The following is a 17977-nucleotide window of genomic DNA, read 5'->3' as shown; positions in this document are numbered from 1 at the left end:
GTATGACACCGGTGGAACTCGCTGACAAACAGCAATTGACACCGGTTCCCGCGAAAGCGGCGACCTGAACTGGGACGGGCGTTCCCTGGCGGGTCCAACTGGGAGGAGAACCATATGCCCTATCACGCCGCCCCTGCGCGCGCCTCGCTGCTGCTCGGCGCCTCGCTCGCCGTCTTGACCTTCGCCGGCGCGGCGCAGGCTCAGTCGACGCCAGCCGACGACCAGCCGACCGCCGTCGACGAAATCGTCGTCACCGGCTTCCGCGCCAGCCTGCAGAACGCGCTCAACATCAAGCGCAAGGAAGCCGGGGTGGTGGACGCCATCTCGGCCGAAGACATCGCCGATTTCCCCGACACCAACCTGGCGGAATCGATCCAGCGCATCCCCGGCGTCTCCATCGACCGCGACGCGGGCGAAGGCCGCTCCATCACGGTGCGCGGCCTCAGCTCGGAGTTCACCCGCACCCGCATCAACGGCATCGAGGCTCAGGCGACCACCGGCGCCACGGATTCCTCGGGCGGCGTGAACCGCGGCCGCGGGTTCGACTTCAACGTCTTCGCCTCCGAACTTTTCAACAACATCACCGTACGCAAGACCGCCTCGGCCGAGGTTGAGGAAGGCTCCCTGGGCGCCACCGTCGATCTGCGCACGGCCCGGCCGTTCGACTATTCAGGCTTCAACGCCGTGGCCTCGGTCCAGGGCGGCTACAACGACCTGTCGGAGAACTGGAGCCCGCGCTTCGCCGGCCTGATCTCCAATACCTGGATGGACGGCAAGTTCGGCGCCCTGCTGTCGCTGGCCTACAGCGACAAGAGCTCCATCGAGGAAGGCTTCAGCTCGGTGCGCTGGGGTCCGGCCAATGGCGACAACGGCTTCCTGAACCCCGAGGCCCTGCCCGGCGGCAAGGATGCGGCCGGCGGCCTGTTCCACCCGCGCATTCCGCGCTACGGCCGCCTGAGCCATGAGCAGGAGCGTCTGGGCGCGACCCTGTCGCTGCAATGGCGCCCCTCGGACGCCACGACGATCAGCCTGGACGGCCTCTATTCCAAGCTGGATTCGACCCGTCAGGAGAACTTCCTCGAGGCCTGGTCGTTGAGCCGCAACGCCAGCCAGGGCGGCAAGCCTGGAGTTACGATCGTCGACGCCGTCGCCGACGCCGAAACGGGCGAACTGGTCTACCTGCTCCTCGACGGCATGGACATGCGCACGGAAGAGCGCTTCGACGAGCTGAAGAGCGAATTCTCGCAGTATACGCTGGAGATCGAACACGACTTCTCGGACAGCGTGCGCTTCAGGGGCGTGGCGGGTCGTTCCGAGTCGGAATTCGGCAACCCCCTGCAGGTCAACGCCATCATCGACCATCAGGACGGCGCCGGCTGGTCGATCGATTTCCGCGACAATCGCGACCTGCCCAAGATCGACTACGGCTTCGACGTCACCGATCCGAACCAGTGGACGATCACGGGCCCGGGGGGCGTGGCGCCGCTGTCGGAACTGCGCATCCTGTCGAGCAAGCAGTCCAATACCTACACCACCTTCGAGGGCGGCTTCGAGTTCGACATCGACGACCGCATGACCCTCAAGGTCGGCGCCAGCTACAAGGAATATCAATCCGAAGGTTCGGGCTACGCCCGCAAGACCAATGCCGCGCCCGCCATGCCGGCCGGAACCTCCATCGGCGACCTCACCTATCTGCTCGACGGCTTCGGCAGGAACCTGGACCTGCCTGCGGGCTCGGCCACGGCCTGGATCTCGCCCAACCTCGACGCGATCATGAAGGCCTACGGGGCCGACTGCCTGTGCGATACCGGCGTGGCTGAGGGCGACTTCCGTCTGCTGGGACTAGAGAACGGGTCCACGGCGCTGGGCAACTGGCGCGACGTGACGGAAAAGGACACCGGCCTATGGGCCCAGTTGGACTGGAACACCGAATGGGCGGGCATGCCGGTCCGCGGCAACTTCGGCGCACGCTGGGTGAACACCGAGATCGAGGCCGCCGGCTACTCCTCCCTCAGCGGGGTGACGACGCGCATCACCGGCTCCAACAACTATGACGACATCCTGCCGTCGCTGAACCTGTCGATCGAGCCGATCGAAAACGTCATGGTCCGCTTCGGCGCCGCCCGCGTCATGGCGCGTCCGCCCGTAACCAATCTGGTGCCGGTCTTCTCGCTCAGCGCGCCGAACGCCGCCAACCGCACGGCGTCGCTGGGCAATGTGAACCTGGACCCTTACCGCGCCGACACCTTCGACCTGTCGCTGGAATGGTATTTCGCGCCGGAGTCCCTGCTGTCGCTGGCGTTCTTCTACAAGGACATCTCGACCTACGTTCAGACGACCCAGCAACGGCTGACCTATGCCGAGCTGACGGCGATGAACCCGGAAGCCTTCCCCGCCGCCGCAGACCGTCCCCCGGCGGAAGATTACGTCTTCAGCCGTCCGACCAACACGCCGGGCGGCCCGTTGAAGGGCTTCGAGATCAGCTATCAGCAGCCCTTCACCTTCCTGCCGGGCGCCTTCTCGAACCTGGGCGTCCAGGCCAACTTCACCCATGTGGAGTCGGAAATCGACTACTGCACCACCGCCGCCTGCACCGCCTATGTGACGGCCAATCTGGTGAACCTGTCGCCCGACGCCTGGAACGCCACGCTCTACTATGACGACGGTCGGTTCAACGCCCGGGTGTCGGCGGCCTATCGCGACACCTATTACCAGCAGGTGCCGGCCTCCAACGGCGGCTCGCGCGGCATCGTCGCCACCGGCAAGACCGAGACGCTCAGCATCGACGCCTCGGCTTCGTTCGACGTCACCGACCACCTGACGCTGACGCTCGAGGGCATCAACCTCACGGACGAGGCCAACCGCCAGAACCACGGCGAGCTCGATGGGGTGCGGGACAGCACCTACGTCTACCACCACACCGGCCGTCAGGTGTTCGTGGGCGCCCGCTACAAGTTCTGACGCTTTCCACCGCCCTCCTGAGCGGTGAAACCTGGGCGCCGGCGATCCATTCGCCGGCGCCTTTTTCTTGAAGAAGCCGCGCCCCGCCCGGATCAGGCCAGGGCGTTGCGGTCCAGTTGATCCACGCGCGTGACGCCGGTCAGCGCCATGGCCACCTTCATCTCGGCCGCCATCAGGTTCAGGACGTGGCTGACCCCCGCCTCTCCCCGCGCCGCCAGGGCATAGGCCCAGGCCCGTCCGATCAGCACGCCGTCGGCGCCCAGAGCCAGCATTCGCGCGACGTCCAGGCCGCTGCGGATTCCGCCGTCGGCCAGGACCGTCAGCCGCCCCCCGACCGCCTCGGCGATCGGCGGCAGGGCGCGGGTCGAGGACAGGACGCCGTCCAGCTGACGCCCGCCGTGGTTCGACACCACCAGGCCGTCAGCCCCGAGATCGGCCACGCGCCGAGCGTCGTCAGCGTCCAGCACGCCCTTGATGATCAGCGGCCCCTTCCAGCGCTCACGCACCCAGGCCAGATCGTCCCAGGTCACGGTGGGATCGAAGTTGTCGCGCATCCAGGCGAAGAAGTCGTCGATGCCCGTCTTGCCCTTCAGCACCGGCGCGACATTGCCCAGCGAGTGGGGCCCGCCGTTGACGCCCACATCCCAGGCCCAGGCGGGTCGGCCGACCGCCTGCAGCGCGCGCCGCATGTCGCCGAAGAAGCCCGACGCCCCCGCCAGCCCTGAGTGGTAGTCGCGATAGCGCGAACCCGGCACCGGCATGTCGACCGTGAAGACCAGAGCGGGACATTTCGCCTGTTCAGCCAGATCCAGCAGGTCGGCCATGAAGGCGCGATCGCGGATCATGTAGAGCTGGAACCAGAAGGGCGTCGGACTGCCCGCCGCCACCTCTCCGATCGAACAGGCGCCGACCGTGGACAGGGTGAAGGGCACGCCGAAGGCGGCGGCGGCGCGGGCGGCCTGAACCTCGCCGCGCCTCGCATTCATTCCCGCCAGACCGACCGGCGCGAGCGCGACCGGCAAACTGACCTCTTGTCCGAACAGGGTCGTGGACAGGTCGATGTCCGACACGTCGCGCAGCACCCGCTGACGCAGGGCCACGTCGCGCAGGTCGCTGACGTTCCGCCCCAGCGTCGTCTCGGCATAGGAGCCGCCGTCGATGTATTCGAACAGGAATCGCGGCAGGCGCCGACGCGCCAGCTCGCGATAGTCGGAGATGGAGGCCGCCTTCACGCTGGACGGCCTATTGCAGGTTCACGAAGGCGCCGCCGTCGACCAGCAGGGCCGCGCCGGTGACATAGGCCGCCATGTCCGAGGCCAGGAAGGCCACGGCGCCGCCGATGTCCTCGGGCTGGCCCAGACGGCCCAGCGGGATGCGGCCTTCCATGTATTCCCGCTTCTTCGGGTCGGCTAGGTCGTCCTTGTTGATGTCGGTCAGAATAGTGCCCGGCAGAACCGAATTGCAGCGGATGCCGTGCTTGCCCAGGGCGATGGCGCAGGACTGCATCAGACTGTGCACGCCCGCCTTGGTCGGGGTGTAGTGGGTCTGGAACTCGCCGCCGACCAGGGCCGAGATCGAGCTGATGGCGACGATGGCGCCGCCGTTTCCCTGCTTGACCATCTGGTTCGCGGCGGCCTGGGTCATGAAATAGGCGCCGTGGAGGTTGACCTCCATGGTGCGCTTCAGCGTCTCCGCCGGCATGTCGAGGAAGGCGTGGAACGGGCAGATGCCGGCGTTGGAGACGAAGACGTCCACCTTGCCGAAGGCCTCGACGGCGGCCTCGACGAAGGCGGCGGCCGTTTCCGGCAGGGCCACGTCGCCCTCGACCGAGATGCAACGGCGCCCCTGCGCCTCGACCGCGGCGACCACCTCGGCCGCAGCAGCGCCGCCCGAGTGGCTGTTGATGGCGACGTCCGCGCCCTGCCTGGCCATTTCCACGGCCACGGCGGCCCCGATGCCTCGCGATCCCCCGGTGATGAGGACGACCTTGTCTTTAAGCAGCATGGAGGCTCCGTACAGTAAGCGTTTTCAGGTTTTAGGGGTCCAGCCCAGGTCGCCGCTGATGGCGTTGGCGGCGTCGGTGACCGTCTTGGTCAGTTCGGCCATTCGAGCGTCGGACATGTATTGAGCGGCGGACGAGACGCTGATCGCGGCCACGATATGCCCGTCGACGGACCGAATCGGCGCGGCGACGCAGCGGACCTGATCCTCGTTCTCCTCAAGGTCGAAGGCGTGGCCCTTCTCGGCGTAGCTGCGCATCCGCTCCAGCCAGACCGCGCGCGAGGCGGCGTCGAATTCGGCCCCTTCTGGCGCGTAGAAGTCGCACCATTCCGGCTCGCTCTTGTCCAGAATCAGCGCCTTGCCCAGTCCAGTGGAGGCGATGGGGTGACGCTCGCCGAGGCGCGAACCGATATTCACGCGGCGACGACCGGGGACCTTGTCCAGGTAAAGCGCATGACGACCGTCCAGCACGCCCAGGTGCACCGTGTCGTCGGTCACCGTGGACAGATGCTCCAGATAGGGCCGGGCGACGCGCGGCAGATGCATCTGCTGGCTGGCGGCGTGGCCCAGCTCCAGCAGCTTGGGTCCCAGGGAATAGCCCTCGCGCGGGCGGAACGACAGGATCTGCCGGTCGACCAGGGCCGAGGCCAGGCGATGGGTGGTGCTGCGCGTCAGTTCGAGCTTTTCCGACAACTCCGCCAACGGAAGGGAGCCGTCGATCAGGGCGTCGATCACGTCCAGGCCGCGCAGAAGGGTCTGGCTGCCGGAGGCCTTCGCCCCGACCTCCGCTTCGCCGTCCGCCTGTTCGCTCTTGATTGACGCCATTCGTCCCATCTCGTAATCCTCATTCCCAGAATGTAGCAAAAGACGCAAGCTGATCCCCGCAACAGGGATCGAGTTTGACGCCACGCTCGGAGGAATGCCAGTGAAATCCCGCATTATGGGAGTTATGTGCCGAAATATGGTGCATACCCGATGAGCCGCCTGCCCAGGATCAAGCACGTCCGCGCCTTCGTCGTGAAAAACGACGGCACGGGCGCCAATCATGGGGGAGGCGCCGACTATCACGACCAGGGCGACGGCCACTGGATCGACGACCACATCGCCACCCCCATGGCGAAGTATCCGGAATACCGTCAGAGCCGCCGCAGCTTCGGCATCAATGTGCTCGGCACCCTGGTGGTGGAGATCGAGGCCGACAACGGCGTCGTCGGCTTTGCGGTGACGACCGGCGGCGAACCCGCCGCCTATATCGTCGAGAAGCACCTGGCCCGCTTCCTGGAGGGCCGCGATCCGTCCGAGGTCGAGAAGATCTGGGACCAGATGTATTTCTCGACCCAGTATTACGGCCGCAAGGGGCTGGTCGTGAACGCCATCTCCGGCGTGGACCTGGCGCTGTGGGATCTGCTTGGCCGCCTGCGTCAGGAGCCGGTCTTCGCCATGCTGGGCGGGGCCGTGCGCGACGAACTGACCTTCTACGCCACCGGCGCGCGGCCGGATAAGGCCAAGGAACTGGGCTTCATCGGCGGCAAGATGCCTCTCCACCACGGCCCGGCCGAGGGTGAAGAGGGGCTGCGCAAGAACCTGGCCGAGCTTGAGGCCATGCGGAACGCCTGCGGCGACGACTTCTGGCTGATGTTCGACTGCTGGATGGCGCTCGATCTCAACTACGCCACTCGCCTGGCCCATGAAGCCCACAAACTGGGCCTGAAGTGGATCGAGGAGGCCCTCAGCCCCGACGACTACTGGGGCTATCAGGCGCTGAAGAAGAACGCGCCCAAGGGCATGCTGGTCACTACCGGCGAGCATGAAGCCACCCGCTGGGGCTTCCGCATGCTGCTGGAGATGGAATGCTGCGACATCATCCAGCCCGACGTGGGTTGGTGCGGCGGCGTGACCGAACTGCAGAAAATTTCCGCCCTGGCCGACTCCAAGGGCGTGCTGATGATCCCGCACGGATCGTCCGTCTATTCCTACCATTTCGTCGTGACGCGCCATAACAGCCCGTTCGCGGAGTTCCTGATGATGGCTCCGGGCGCCGACGAAGTCGTGCCCATGTTCCATCCGCAGTTGATCGGCGAGCCCGTTCCGGTGAACGGCAAGCTGAAAGTTCCAGACACCCCCGGTTTCGGCGTCGAGCTGAACCGCGACATCGCCCTGCACCGCCCCTACGCCCGATAAGAAGGCCTCCCCATGAAACTCCTGCGTTACGGCCCTGTGGGCCAGGAAAAGCCCGGCACTCTCGATTCAGAGGGCCGCATCCGCGATCTGTCCGGCATTGTCGCCGACATCACGCCCGACCAGCTGTGGGGCGAAGGCCTCGCCGCGCTGAAGGCCGTCGATCCCGAGAGCCTGCCTCTGGTCGAGGGCTCGCCCCGCTATGGCGTGCCGGTGAACGGCGTGCGCAAATTCATCGCCATCGGCCTGAACTTCGCCGACCACGCCGCCGAATCCAACCTGCCGATCCCGGAAGAGCCGGTGGTCTTCACCAAGGCCGTCTCCTGTTTGACGGGCCCGAATGATACCGTTGTCATTCCTCGTGGTTCGGAAAAGACCGACTGGGAAGTCGAGCTGGGCATCGTCATCGGCAAGCGCGCCTCCTACGTCGAACAGGCGGACGCCCTGGACCACGTCGCCGGCTATGTCCTGATCAATGACGTGTCCGAGCGCGCCTTCCAGACCGAGCGCGGCGGCACCTGGGACAAGGGCAAGGGCTGCGACACCTTCGGCCCGGTCGGCCCCTGGATCGTCACCACCGACGAGATCGGGGACGTGCAGCAACTCGACATGTGGCTGGACCTGAACGGCAAGCGCATGCAGACCGGCAACACCAAGACCATGATCTTCGGCGTCGCCGAGATCGTCTCCTACGTCAGCCAGTTCATGACGCTGGAGCCGGGCGACCTGATCACCACGGGCACCCCGCCCGGCGTCGGCCTGGGCCAGAAGCCCGAGCCCTTCTATCTGAAGGCGGGCGACGTCATGGAGCTGGGGATCGAGAAGCTGGGCGTGCAGCGCCAGCAGGTCGTCGCCTGGTCGAAGGACGCCGCCGCATGAGCGCCTATGAAGGACGTTTCGCTGGCCGCACCGCCGTCGTCACCGGCGGGGCCTCGGGTCTGGGCAAGGCTTCGGCCGCCCGCATCATCGCCGAAGGCGGCAAGGTCGTCCTGTGGGACCTGAACGCCGAGACGCTCAAGACCGCCGCCGAAGAGATCGGCGCGACCGGGGTCGTCGCCCTGGACGTCGCCGACCCTGACGCCGTCGCCGCCGCCGCCGCCGAATCGCACACGACCCTGGGCGGACGCATCGACATCCTGGTCGCCTCGGCCGGCATCACCGGCGCCACCGTTCCGGTGCAGGAGTTCCCGGTCGACAGCTGGAAGCGCGTGGTCGACATCAATCTGAACGGCGTCTTCTACTGCTGCCGCGCCGTCACGCCCTATATGCTCGACAGCGGCTACGGCCGGATCGTCAACGTGGCCTCGGTCGCGGGCAAGGAAGGCAATCCCAACGCCAGCGCCTATTCGGCGTCCAAGGCCGGGGTGATCGGCTTCACCAAGTCCCTGGGCAAGGAACTGGCCGGCAAGGGCGTCATCGCCAACAGCCTGACCCCCGCCACCTTCGAAAGCCCGATCCTGGAGCAACTGCCCCAGAGCCAGGTCGACTACATGCGTTCCAAGATCCCGATGGGTCGTCTGGGCGAAGTCGAGGAGAGCGCCGCCATGGTCTGTTTCATGGCGTCGGAAGAATGCAGCTTCACCACCGCCTCGACGTTCGACACGTCGGGCGGCCGCACCACCTATTAAAGGAGCGCCGCAAGTGGGCCGCGACCTTCGCATCGTCGATTGCCACGTCCACTTGTGGGACCTGTCGCGCGCTCGCTACGGCTGGCTGCAGGACGATCCCCTGCCGAACAATCCGGCGGGGGACATGTCCCCGATCGCCCACCGAGACTATCTGCTGAAGGACTATCTGGCCGACACGGCGAACTGGCGCGTCGACAAGATCGTCCACGTCGAGGCCGGCCAGCCGCGCGGCGCGCAGCTGGCCGAGACGGACTGGCTTCAGGCCATGGCCGACGACTACGGCTATCCGCACGGCGTGGTGGCCGGGGCGGACCTGACCGATCCCGATCTGGACTCCCTGCTGGAGGCCCACGCCGCCCGGTCCAGCGTCCGGGGCGTGCGCCAGATCGTCTGCTGGCACGCCGATCCGAAGAAGACCTACAATCCAACCGACCCCCTGCTCGATCCCGCGTGGCGCGCGGGCTTCGGCAAGCTGGCCCGCCACGGCCTGTCGTTCGATCTACAGCTCTATCCGTCGCAGATGGCCGAGGCGGTCGAACTGGCCGACGCCCATCCCAACATCCCCCTGATCATCAACCACGCCGGTCTGCCGACCGATCGCGACGAGGCCGGCATCGCCGTCTGGCGCGCCGGGCTGAAGGCCCTGGCCGAACGCCCCCAGGTCTCGATCAAGATTTCCGGCCTCGGCATCACCGACCGCGCCTGGACGCCCGACAGCATCCGACCGGTCGTGCTGGAGTGCATCGACATCTTCGGCGCCCGCCGGGCGATGTTCGCCAGCGATTTCCCGGTCGAGCGAGTCCACGGCGCGTTCGACGCCTTCTATTCCGCCTTCGACGCGATCACGGCCGACTTCACGGCCGAGGAACGCGACCGCCTGTTCGCCGCCAACGCCGAGGCGATCTACCGCATCTGATCCATCGTTCGCCGAGCCCGCAGCAAGACGGAGCCGGACCGAGGAAGCCCGAGAGGACGACATGAGTATCGAAACCGACGCCGCCCACACGCCCGGGGGCCTCGCCCTGCCCGCCGGAAACCTGCGCGGACCGCTGGCTTTCGCCATCGGCTGCTTCCTGATCTGGGGGCTGGCCTATGGCCTGCTGGACGTGCTGAACAAGCACTTCCAGGAAACGCTCAGCATCAGCCAGGCGGACAGCTCCTGGCTGCAGATCGCCTATTTCGGCGCCTATCTGCTGCTCAGCCTGCCGGCGGGCATGTTGCTGAACGCGCGCGGCTACAAGTTCGGCATCGTCTCTGGCCTCTGCGTCACCGCCATCGGCGCCCTGCTCTTCATCCCGGCGGCCAATGCGGGCGCCTTCCTTCCCTTCGTCGGATCCATGTTCGTGCTGGCCGCCGGCCTGTGCGTGCTCGAGACGGCCGCCGACACCTACGTCAACGTTCTGGGCGACCCGGCCAAGGCCTCGCAGCGCCTGAACCTGGCCCAGTCGTTCAACGCCCTGGGCGTCTTCATCGGCCCGATGATCGGCGGCGCGGTCTTCTTCAGCCCGACGACGACCGAAGCCCTGGGCGGCGCCACCCGCTCGATCCAGATCGTCTACGGTCTGATCGCTGTGGCCGTCCTGCTGTTCGCCGCCGTCGTCTGGCGCGCCCGCCTGCCCGAAACCGGCCTGGCCGACCACGGCGAGTCCGTCGCGGGCGACACCCCGGCCAAGCCCCATGCTCCTAAAGGATTGTCCCAGCAGCCTCACTTCATCGCCGGCGTGGTGACCCAGGCCCTCTACATCGGCGCCCAGGTCGGCATCGGCGCCTACTTCATCAATCTGGTGACCCACAACTGGCAGGACCTGACGTCGCAACAGGGCGCCTACATGCTGTCGCTGGCCGCCATCGGCTATCTGGTCGGGCGCTTCGCCGCCACGGGCCTGTTGCTCAAGGTCAAGCCGCGCGCCCTGCTGACCACCTACGGCGTCATCAACGTCATCCTGACGCTGATCGTCTCGGCGGGCATCGACAAGGTGTCGCCCATCGCCCTGATCGCCGTCTTCTTCTTCATGTCGACCATGTTCGCCACCATCTTCGCCCTGGGCACCACGGGCCTGGGGGCCAGCACCAAGAAGGCGTCGTCCCTCATGGTCATGGCCATCGGCGGCGGCGTCCTGCTGCCCTGGCCCATGGGCAAGCTGGCGGACCTGTACGGCGCCAACATCGCCTTCCTGCTGCCCGCCGCCTGCTTCGCCGTCGTCGCCTGGTACGGCTGGAAGGGCGCGGGCCTGGGCCTGAAGGCGGAGGCCTCGTGATGCGCCTGCGCTCCGCCCTCCTCGCCTGCACCCTCCTGGTCGGCGCTCCGCTGGCCGCCTGCGCCCAGACAGTCCAGCCCGTCGCAGCGGTCGCGCCTGCGACGCCGATCGACCGGCAGGCCCTGGTCACGCGCCACAACGTCGTCCTGACCGCCGTGGATCGCCACGCCCCGATCATGCTGGGCAACGGCGATCTGGGCTTCACCGCCGACATCACGGGCCTGCAGACCTTCCCGGAGCAGTATTCCGAACTGGCTCCCCTGCTGACCATGGCCCAGTGGGGCTGGCACAGCTTCCCCAATCCCGAGGGCTATACCGAGCAGGACGGCCTCGTGAACGTCACCGTCCCCGGACGCGGCGAACAGCCCTACGCCTGGATGAAGTCCTGGGCGGATGCAGAGACCAACCCCGCCTATACCTGGTTGCGGGCCAATCCGCATCGCATCTCGCTCAGCCGCATCGGCCTGACGTTCAATGACGGCCGCACGCTGGACTTCGCCAAGGTGGCCGACTCCCGCCAGACGCTGGATCTGTGGACCGGCGCCCTGACCAGCCGCTTCACCTATGACGGCCAGCCCGTCGAGGTCGTGACCCGCGTCCATCCGACCCTGGACATGGTGATGGTCGAGATCTCCTCGTCTCTGGTCGCGTCTCAGGGCCTGGGCGTTCAGGTCCGCTATCCGAGCGTGAACCCGGCCATCAACCCCGATCCCACCAGCTTCGAAGCAACGGGCGCCCAGGGCCTTGAGGTCGTCGCCTTCGATACGGGCGACGTCCGCATTCGTCGGACGCTGGACGACACCGTCTACTATTCAGGCATCATCGGCTCGGGAAAGATCGAACAAAGCGGGGCCGACAGCTTCAGCGTCGTCGCCAACGGCCGCGACCGGCTGACCGTCATGGTCCGTTTCGATCAACAGGCCGACAAGACCATCGCCCCCGCCTATTCCGCCAGCGTTGAGGCCGTCACCCGTCACTGGAACGCCTTCTGGAGCGAGGGCGGCGCCGTCGACTTCTCGGGTTCGACCGATCCGCGCGCTCATGAGCTGGAGCGTCGCGTGGTGCTGTCGCAGTATCTGTCCGCCGTGAACGGCGCGGGCGAGCTGCCGCCACAGGAAGAGGGTCTCTTCTCCAACTCCTGGTACGGCAAGTTCCACCTGGAGATGCATCCCTGGCACGCCGGCTGGCAGGCCATGTGGGGCCGCCCCGAACTGCTGGAGCGCAGCCTGCCCTGGTATCTGGGCAACCTCGACAACGCCCGCGCCGAGGCCGCGCGTCACGGGGTCAAGGGCGCCTGGTGGCCCAAGATGGTCGGGCCCGAGGGCCGCAACAGCCCCAGCCTGGTTTCGCCCTTCATCATGTGGCAGCAGCCGCACCCGATCCTGCTGGCCGAACTGATCTGGCGATCGGAAAAGGACCCTGCCGTCCTGGGCCGCTACGCCGAACTGGTCGAGGCCACCGCCGACCTGCTGGCCTCCTGGCCGATCGAGGCGAACGGCCGCCTGAATCTGGGCGCGCCGATGATCCCGGCCCAGGAAAACTATGATCCCCTGACCACGATCAACCCGACCTTCGAGGTCGAGTATTTCCGCTGGGCGCTGGAGACCGCCCAGCAATGGCGCGTCCGTCAGGGCCAGCCCCGCCGCGCCGACTGGGATCAGGCCCTGGCGAAGATCGCCCCGCCCGCGATGAAGGACGGCCTCTACCTGCCGGTCGAGAGCGTGCCGGACTTCTGGGAGACGGCCATGTCCGACGCCTGCCGCAAGCACGCGGCGGCGGCCCAGTGCAAGAACCGCGACCACCCCTCCTTCCTGATGGCCTACGGCTTCATTCCCGGCGCCCGCATCGACCCGGACGCCATGCGCCGCACCTTCGAGGCGGTGGAGCGGAACTGGGACGTGCGTCAGACCTGGGGCTGGGACTTCCCCATGATGGCCATGACCGCCGCCCGCCTGGGCGAACCGGAAAAGGCCGTCGACTGGCTGTTCGCCGATCTGAAGAACAACCAGTGGGGCGTCACCGGCATGACCCCGCGCGTCCACCTGGACGAGCACGCCGACGAACTGGTGCCGGTCTCGGCCGGAGCCGGCGGCGTCGAGATGGCGGTCAACCCCGACGGCGCCGGCTATCGGCGGGCGGCCGAGACCTACTTCCCCTCCAACGGCTCCCTGCTGATGGCGGTGGGCCTGATGGCCGGCGGCTGGGACGGTTCGACCGGCCACGCGCCCGGCTTCCCCAAGGAAGGCTGGACCGTGCGGGTCGAAGGCCTGACGCCCGCTCCCTGACCCTGCTTTGCGATTACACAAGGAACGCCCGATGACGACGTCCCGACGCCTTGCCCTGAAGGCCCTGCTAGCCGCCCCCGCTCTGGCCACCCCCGCCCTGGCGGCCCCCGCCGGCGCAGCCGCAGCGCGATCCGCTGCGCCGCAAGCCGCCGCTCCCCTGATCGAACCGCCCCTGCCGCCGGAGGGCCAGGTTCCCGCCTGGCCTGCCCCGAACACCGCGCCGCCCTCGACCCAGGAGACGCCGCACCAGGCGCCGCAATGGTCCGGCCCGGTCCCGCGCGAATGGGTCGATCCGCGCACAGGCCATCGCATCCGCCGGGTCTCGCCCGACGGCGGCGGCGGCAAGCCCTACTTCTACAAGAACATGTTCCTGCCGGCGAAGGCGGGCGCGCCCGACCTCATGGTCATCTCCACGCCCCAGGGCGTCTCGACCGTGGACCTGAAGACCTGGGCGCTCAGCGTGCTGGTTCCCGACCAGAACGCCGATCTGATGTTCACGGGGCGCAAGGGCCGTAACGTCTATTATTCGGTCACCGAGCCGGGCGAGGCCCAGCTGATGGACCGCGCCAAGACCCTCTATGTCATCGATGCGGACACCCGGCGCGTGCGCCGGATCGGCCGCATTCCGAACGGCCAGGTCAATTCGGTCAATGCCGACGAGACCCTGCTGCTCGGCTTCGTCGCCTATGATTCCCAGCCGCTCCAGCCCGGCGTCGGCGATCCGCGCAACCGCCGCTTCGACCAGGCCGAATACGAAGCAGCCGGGCCGGACGGAAAGCCGCTGAACTTCGCTCGCGCCAAGGGCGTGCGGATGCTGCAGCGCTGGGCCGCCCGCTATCCGATGGAGATCTTCGTCATCGACATGGCGACCGGCGAACGCCGCGTGATCCACAAGACCAATGAATGGATCGGCCACACCCAATTCTCGCCGACCGATCCCGATCGCATCATCTTCTGCCACGAAGGCCCCTGGCACCGGGTCGACCGCATGTGGACGATGAAGGTCGACGGCTCGGACCTGCGCAAGACGCACCAGCGGACCATGAATTTCGAGATCTTCGGCCACGAGTGGTTCAGCCCCGACGGCAGGCAGGTGCTCTATGATCTGCAGACGCCGCGCGGCCAGGTCTTCTGGGTCGCCTCCGTGGACCTGGAGACAGGCAAGCGCGTCTATCGCCGGGTCGAACAGAACGACTGGTCGGTGCACTACAACGTCTCGCCGGACGGACGGATGTTCGCGGGCGACGGCGGCGACGGCGACATGGTCGCCCATGCGCCGGACGGAAAATGGCTCGTCCTGCTGCGTCCCGAGCCGATCGTCGACGAGGATCCGTCCAGCGACAAGGACGATCAGATCAGCGTCGAGTATCTGCGATCACAGCGCCTGGTCGACCTGTCGAACCATGACTACCGGCTGGAGCCCAACCTGACCTTCACGCCGGACGGCCGATGGATCGTCTTCGTCTCCAACATGCATGGCGCCAATCACGTCTATGCGGTGGAGGTGGCGCGGGCGGCCTGACGCCCGCCGTCTCCCCTCTACGAAAAAGGGCTCCGGAGCGATCCGGGGCCCTTCCTGTTTCGGCGACACCTTGAGGCAGGTTCCGTAACCTCATGAAATCGTCGCTGTTTTCGCGGCTCACTGCAGTCTCGCACGGAGGCTGACACGAGCCTGTTGCAAAAAGCGGGAAGCTGTTGCAAGAAGTGACACGCGTATCGTCCAACTATACGCAACAGCATACCAACAAATGACACCGGTGCCACGGGCTTCGGTGCGGGGAGAGAAATATGGCACGACCCTTCCGCAACGTCCGCGCCCTCTGTGTCGCCGGCGCTTCCGCCACCGCCCTGATGTGGGGCGTTGCGCCCGCCATGGCCCAGGACGCCGCCGATCAGACCACGGGCGAGGACGCCACCGTCGTCGACGAGATCGTCGTCACCGGCTTCCGCTCCAGCCTGCAGCAGGCGCTGAACGTCAAGCGCCGCGAGGCCGGCGCCGTCGACGCCATCCTGGCTGAAGACATCGCCGACTTCCCCGACCAGAACCTGGCCGAGGCCATCCAGCGCCTGCCCGGCGTGACCATCGAACGGGTCAACGGTCAGGGCACGACCATCTCGGTGCGCGGCCTGGGCGCCGACTTCACCCGCACCCGCATCAACGGCCTGGAGGCCCAGGCGGCGTCGGGCGGCAACCGCAACCGCAGCTTCGACTTCTCGATGTTCGCGTCCGAGCTGTTCAACAGCATCAAGGTCCGCAAGACCCAGTCGGCCGAGATCGAGGAAGGCTCGCTGGGATCGACCGTCGACCTGCAGACCGGCCGCCCGCTGGACTTCGCGAACAGCGGCTTCAACTCCGCCCTGTCGGTCCAGGCCTCCTACAACGACCTGTCGGAGAAGACCGTCCCGCGCACGGCCGGCCTGCTGAGCTGGTCGAACGACAGCAAGACCTTCGGCATCCTGGGCTCCATCGCCTATTCCGAACGTTCGCCTATCCTCGAGAGCTTCAACACGACCCGTTGGCAGAAGGGCGACCCGACGAAAGCCTACGGCGTTGGTCAGAACTTCGGCGGCTGCGTTCCCTGCACCACGGAGGCCCAGCGCACTGAACTGCTGAACGCCTTCTATCCACGCATCCCACGCTACACCTTCGGCAACACCCAGGAAGACCGCCTGGGCATGACCGGCGCCCTGCAATGGCGGCCCAGCGACCGCACAGAGGTCGTTCTGGACCTGCTGTGGTCCCGCCTGAATCCCGAACTGGAAAGCCCCAACGTCGAGGCCTGGGCTTTCAGCCGCGCGGCCGTCAACAACGTCATCGTGCGCGACTACGCCATCGACGCCGGCAAGAACACCCTGTCCTACGGCGTGTTCGACAATATGCTGGTGCGCTCGGAAAACGGCTTCACCCGCAATGAAAGCACCTTCGCCCAGGCCTCGCTGAACGTCCGCCACGACTTCACGGATCGCCTGCGCGGCAACATGAAGCTGGGCCTCAACAAATCCGAAGCTCGCACGCCGACAAACGTCACCTACGCCTTCGAACAGGCGGGGGTGAACGGCTACACCATCGACTTCCGCGGCAACGATCGCCTGCCGATGATCGACTACGGCTTCGACATCACCTCGGGCAAGGACTTCACCCTGATCCAGGGCACGCGCTCCACCAGCGGCGGCGATTTCGACAACAACGTCTTCGCCGGCGCCCTGGAGTACGACTGGACGCCTTCCATCACCTTCAAGGCCGGCGGCGAATACCGCACCTACGGATTCAGCACCTGGGGCGTGGCGCGGGCTCAGACGGCTACGGCGGGCGCTGACCGGATCACCGGCGTGGACGCCCTGGGCAAGATCGTCAGCATCGACGGCAAGATCGGCGTGCCGGCGGGGTCGGACCTGAGCTTCATCGTTCCCGACATCTCGAAGATCAACGACTTCCTCAGCGTCTACGACGACCCGCTGGTGCCGAACCGCAGCGAGCGCGAAGTCGACGAAACGGACAAGGGCGTCTTCGTCCAGGCCGACTTCAACACCGAGGTCGCCAACATGACGGTGCGCGGCAACGTCGGCGTCCGCTACGCCAAGACGGAAGTCGAGATCCAAGGGCTGGCAGACGATCACCGTCAAGGATGACGCCGGCAACACGACCACCAGCTACGACTACGTCACCGCCTATAACGACTACGACGACGTCCTGCCGTCGTTCAACCTGGCCATCGAACCGCGCGACGACCTGGTGATCCGCCTGGGCGCCGCCAAGGTGATGTCGCGTCCGACCCTGGGCGACCTGACCCCGGGCGGCGGCGTCTCGCCGACCACGCGCACCGTGTCCTACGGCAACCCGCTGCTGGATCCGTTCCGCGCCACCAACTACGACCTGTCGGTCGAGTGGTATTTCCAGAACGAAGGCCTGCTGGCCGCCGCCGTCTTCTACAAGGACATCGACAGCTTCATCACCTCGGTGACGGAATCGATCGTCTGGAGCGATCTGGGTCTGCCCGACGAACTGCTGCAAGGCGCCGCGCGTCCGACCGACGTCTTCCAGGTCACGCGCAAGCTCAACGGCGAGGGCGGTTCGCTGCATGGCCTGGAGATCCAGTACCAGCAGCCCTTCACCTTCCTGCCTGGCCTGTGGTCGAACTTCGGCTTTATCGGCAACTTCACCTATGTCGACTCTGAGGTCGACTATGGCGCCGCCGGCAAGAACCGCCTGACGGGTCAGTCGAAGAACACCTTCAACACGACGCTGTATTACGAGGACGGCCCCTTCCAGGCTCGTGTCTCAGCGGCCTACCGCAGCGGCTATCTGATGTCGTTCCCGGGCGGCAACGGCAACTCGGAAGAGGGCATGAACGCGACGACCTACGTCGACGCCTCGATGTCCTACGACATCTCGGACAGCATGACGATCTCGCTGGAAGGCATCAACCTGACCGACGAGTACAACGATCGCTACGTCGACGAGACGAACCGCATCTCTGACTACCGTCACACGGGTCGCGAGATCGCTATCGGATTGCGCTGGAAATACTGATTCACCTCCCTGAACCTTTCAGCGTACCACTCGGCCCGGAGCATTTGCTCCGGGCCTTTTTTCTGTTCGGCTCCCTGCATTCGGGCGAAGAAAAACCCCGACGCCGAAACGTCGGGGTTTGAACAGTCCGTTCCG

The 17977-nt window shown here is 66.6% G+C and carries 13 protein-coding genes; 10 read left to right on the top strand and 3 right to left on the bottom strand.

Features of this window, described 5'->3' with window-relative positions:
- Nucleotides 1-114 precede the first annotated feature (114 nt).
- Nucleotides 115-2961: a TonB-dependent receptor gene (locus AC52GN_RS02560; protein WP_496528070.1), complete on the top strand. Its 2847-nt coding sequence runs from the start codon at nucleotides 115-117 to the stop codon at nucleotides 2959-2961.
- A 92-nt stretch (nucleotides 2962-3053) separates the two neighbouring features.
- Here the strand turns inward: AC52GN_RS02560 and lldD are convergent, their stop codons facing one another.
- The 3 genes from lldD to AC52GN_RS02545 are packed head-to-tail and all read right to left on the bottom strand — an operon-like array spanning nucleotide 3054 to nucleotide 5787.
- Entirely contained in the window at nucleotides 3054-4193 is a 1140-nt protein-coding gene (gene lldD / locus AC52GN_RS02555) for an FMN-dependent L-lactate dehydrogenase LldD (protein WP_346520817.1), read from the bottom strand.
- Between the two features lie 10 nt (nucleotides 4194-4203).
- Nucleotides 4204-4965, bottom strand: coding sequence for an L-rhamnose 1-dehydrogenase Lra1 (gene lra1 / locus AC52GN_RS02550; protein WP_496528069.1), 762 nt, complete (start codon nucleotides 4963-4965; stop codon nucleotides 4204-4206).
- A gap of 24 nt (nucleotides 4966-4989) precedes the next feature.
- Entirely contained in the window at nucleotides 4990-5787 is a 798-nt protein-coding gene (locus tag AC52GN_RS02545) for an IclR family transcriptional regulator (protein ID WP_496528068.1), read from the bottom strand.
- A 150-nt stretch (nucleotides 5788-5937) separates the two neighbouring features.
- Between AC52GN_RS02545 and rhmD the strand changes: the two genes are divergently transcribed.
- From rhmD to AC52GN_RS02500, 9 genes are all read left to right on the top strand, one after another.
- Nucleotides 5938-7143: an L-rhamnonate dehydratase gene (gene rhmD / locus AC52GN_RS02540; RefSeq protein ID WP_496528067.1), complete on the top strand. Its 1206-nt coding sequence runs from the start codon at nucleotides 5938-5940 to the stop codon at nucleotides 7141-7143.
- 12 nt (nucleotides 7144-7155) lie between these two features.
- Nucleotides 7156-8019, top strand: a complete 864-nt coding sequence (locus tag AC52GN_RS02535) for a 2,4-didehydro-3-deoxy-L-rhamnonate hydrolase (protein ID WP_452111652.1) — start codon at nucleotides 7156-7158, stop codon at nucleotides 8017-8019.
- Entirely contained in the window at nucleotides 8016-8768 is a 753-nt protein-coding gene (locus AC52GN_RS02530; protein WP_496528066.1) for an SDR family NAD(P)-dependent oxidoreductase, read from the top strand. The genes AC52GN_RS02535 and AC52GN_RS02530 overlap by 4 nt, the downstream gene beginning before the upstream one ends.
- Nucleotides 8769-8781: 13 nt before the next feature.
- Nucleotides 8782-9684: an amidohydrolase family protein gene (locus AC52GN_RS02525; RefSeq protein ID WP_496528065.1), complete on the top strand. Its 903-nt coding sequence runs from the start codon at nucleotides 8782-8784 to the stop codon at nucleotides 9682-9684.
- Between the two features lie 61 nt (nucleotides 9685-9745).
- The gene (locus tag AC52GN_RS02520) at nucleotides 9746-11026 is read left to right on the top strand and encodes a sugar MFS transporter (protein WP_291776978.1); all 1281 of its coding nucleotides are present in this window, start codon (nucleotides 9746-9748) and stop codon (nucleotides 11024-11026) included.
- A complete protein-coding gene (locus tag AC52GN_RS02515) occupies nucleotides 11026-13311 on the top strand; it encodes a hypothetical protein (RefSeq protein ID WP_496528064.1) in 2286 nt (761 codons plus the stop codon). The genes AC52GN_RS02520 and AC52GN_RS02515 overlap by 1 nt, the downstream gene beginning before the upstream one ends.
- 31 nt (nucleotides 13312-13342) lie before the next feature.
- Entirely contained in the window at nucleotides 13343-14833 is a 1491-nt protein-coding gene (locus AC52GN_RS02510) for an oligogalacturonate lyase family protein (RefSeq protein ID WP_496528063.1), read from the top strand.
- Between the two features lie 266 nt (nucleotides 14834-15099).
- Nucleotides 15100-16941, top strand: coding sequence for a TonB-dependent receptor (locus AC52GN_RS02505; RefSeq protein WP_496528062.1), 1842 nt, complete (start codon nucleotides 15100-15102; stop codon nucleotides 16939-16941).
- Nucleotides 16925-17842: a TonB-dependent receptor gene (locus AC52GN_RS02500; RefSeq protein WP_496528840.1), complete on the top strand. Its 918-nt coding sequence runs from the start codon at nucleotides 16925-16927 to the stop codon at nucleotides 17840-17842. Before AC52GN_RS02505 ends, AC52GN_RS02500 begins: the two co-directional genes overlap by 17 nt.
- The last annotated feature ends 135 nt before the right edge of the window (nucleotides 17843-17977 follow it).

The sequence above is a fragment of the Brevundimonas sp. SS2672 genome, assembly GCF_059579685.1.
Note: the sequence above shows the minus strand (reverse complement) of the source record. Positions and strands in the feature narration are given on the sequence as shown.

Bases quoted from the DNA above. Each gene is read 5' to 3' on its own strand.
- AC52GN_RS02560 (WP_496528070.1), top strand. From the start codon at position 115: ATGCCCTATCACGCCGCCCCTGCGCGCGCCTCGCTGCTGCTCGGCGCC.
- lra1 (WP_496528069.1), bottom strand. From the start codon at position 4,965: ATGCTGCTTAAAGACAAGGTCGTCCTCATCACCGGGGGATCGCGAGGC.
- AC52GN_RS02535 (WP_452111652.1), top strand. From the start codon at position 7,156: ATGAAACTCCTGCGTTACGGCCCTGTGGGCCAGGAAAAGCCCGGCACT.
- AC52GN_RS02515 (WP_496528064.1), top strand. From the start codon at position 11,026: ATGCGCCTGCGCTCCGCCCTCCTCGCCTGCACCCTCCTGGTCGGCGCT.
- AC52GN_RS02510 (WP_496528063.1), top strand. From the start codon at position 13,343: ATGACGACGTCCCGACGCCTTGCCCTGAAGGCCCTGCTAGCCGCCCCC.
- AC52GN_RS02530 (WP_496528066.1), top strand. From the start codon at position 8,016: ATGAGCGCCTATGAAGGACGTTTCGCTGGCCGCACCGCCGTCGTCACC.
- AC52GN_RS02505 (WP_496528062.1), top strand. From the start codon at position 15,100: ATGGCACGACCCTTCCGCAACGTCCGCGCCCTCTGTGTCGCCGGCGCT.
- AC52GN_RS02545 (WP_496528068.1), bottom strand. From the start codon at position 5,787: ATGGCGTCAATCAAGAGCGAACAGGCGGACGGCGAAGCGGAGGTCGGG.
- AC52GN_RS02520 (WP_291776978.1), top strand. From the start codon at position 9,746: ATGAGTATCGAAACCGACGCCGCCCACACGCCCGGGGGCCTCGCCCTG.
- rhmD (WP_496528067.1), top strand. From the start codon at position 5,938: ATGAGCCGCCTGCCCAGGATCAAGCACGTCCGCGCCTTCGTCGTGAAA.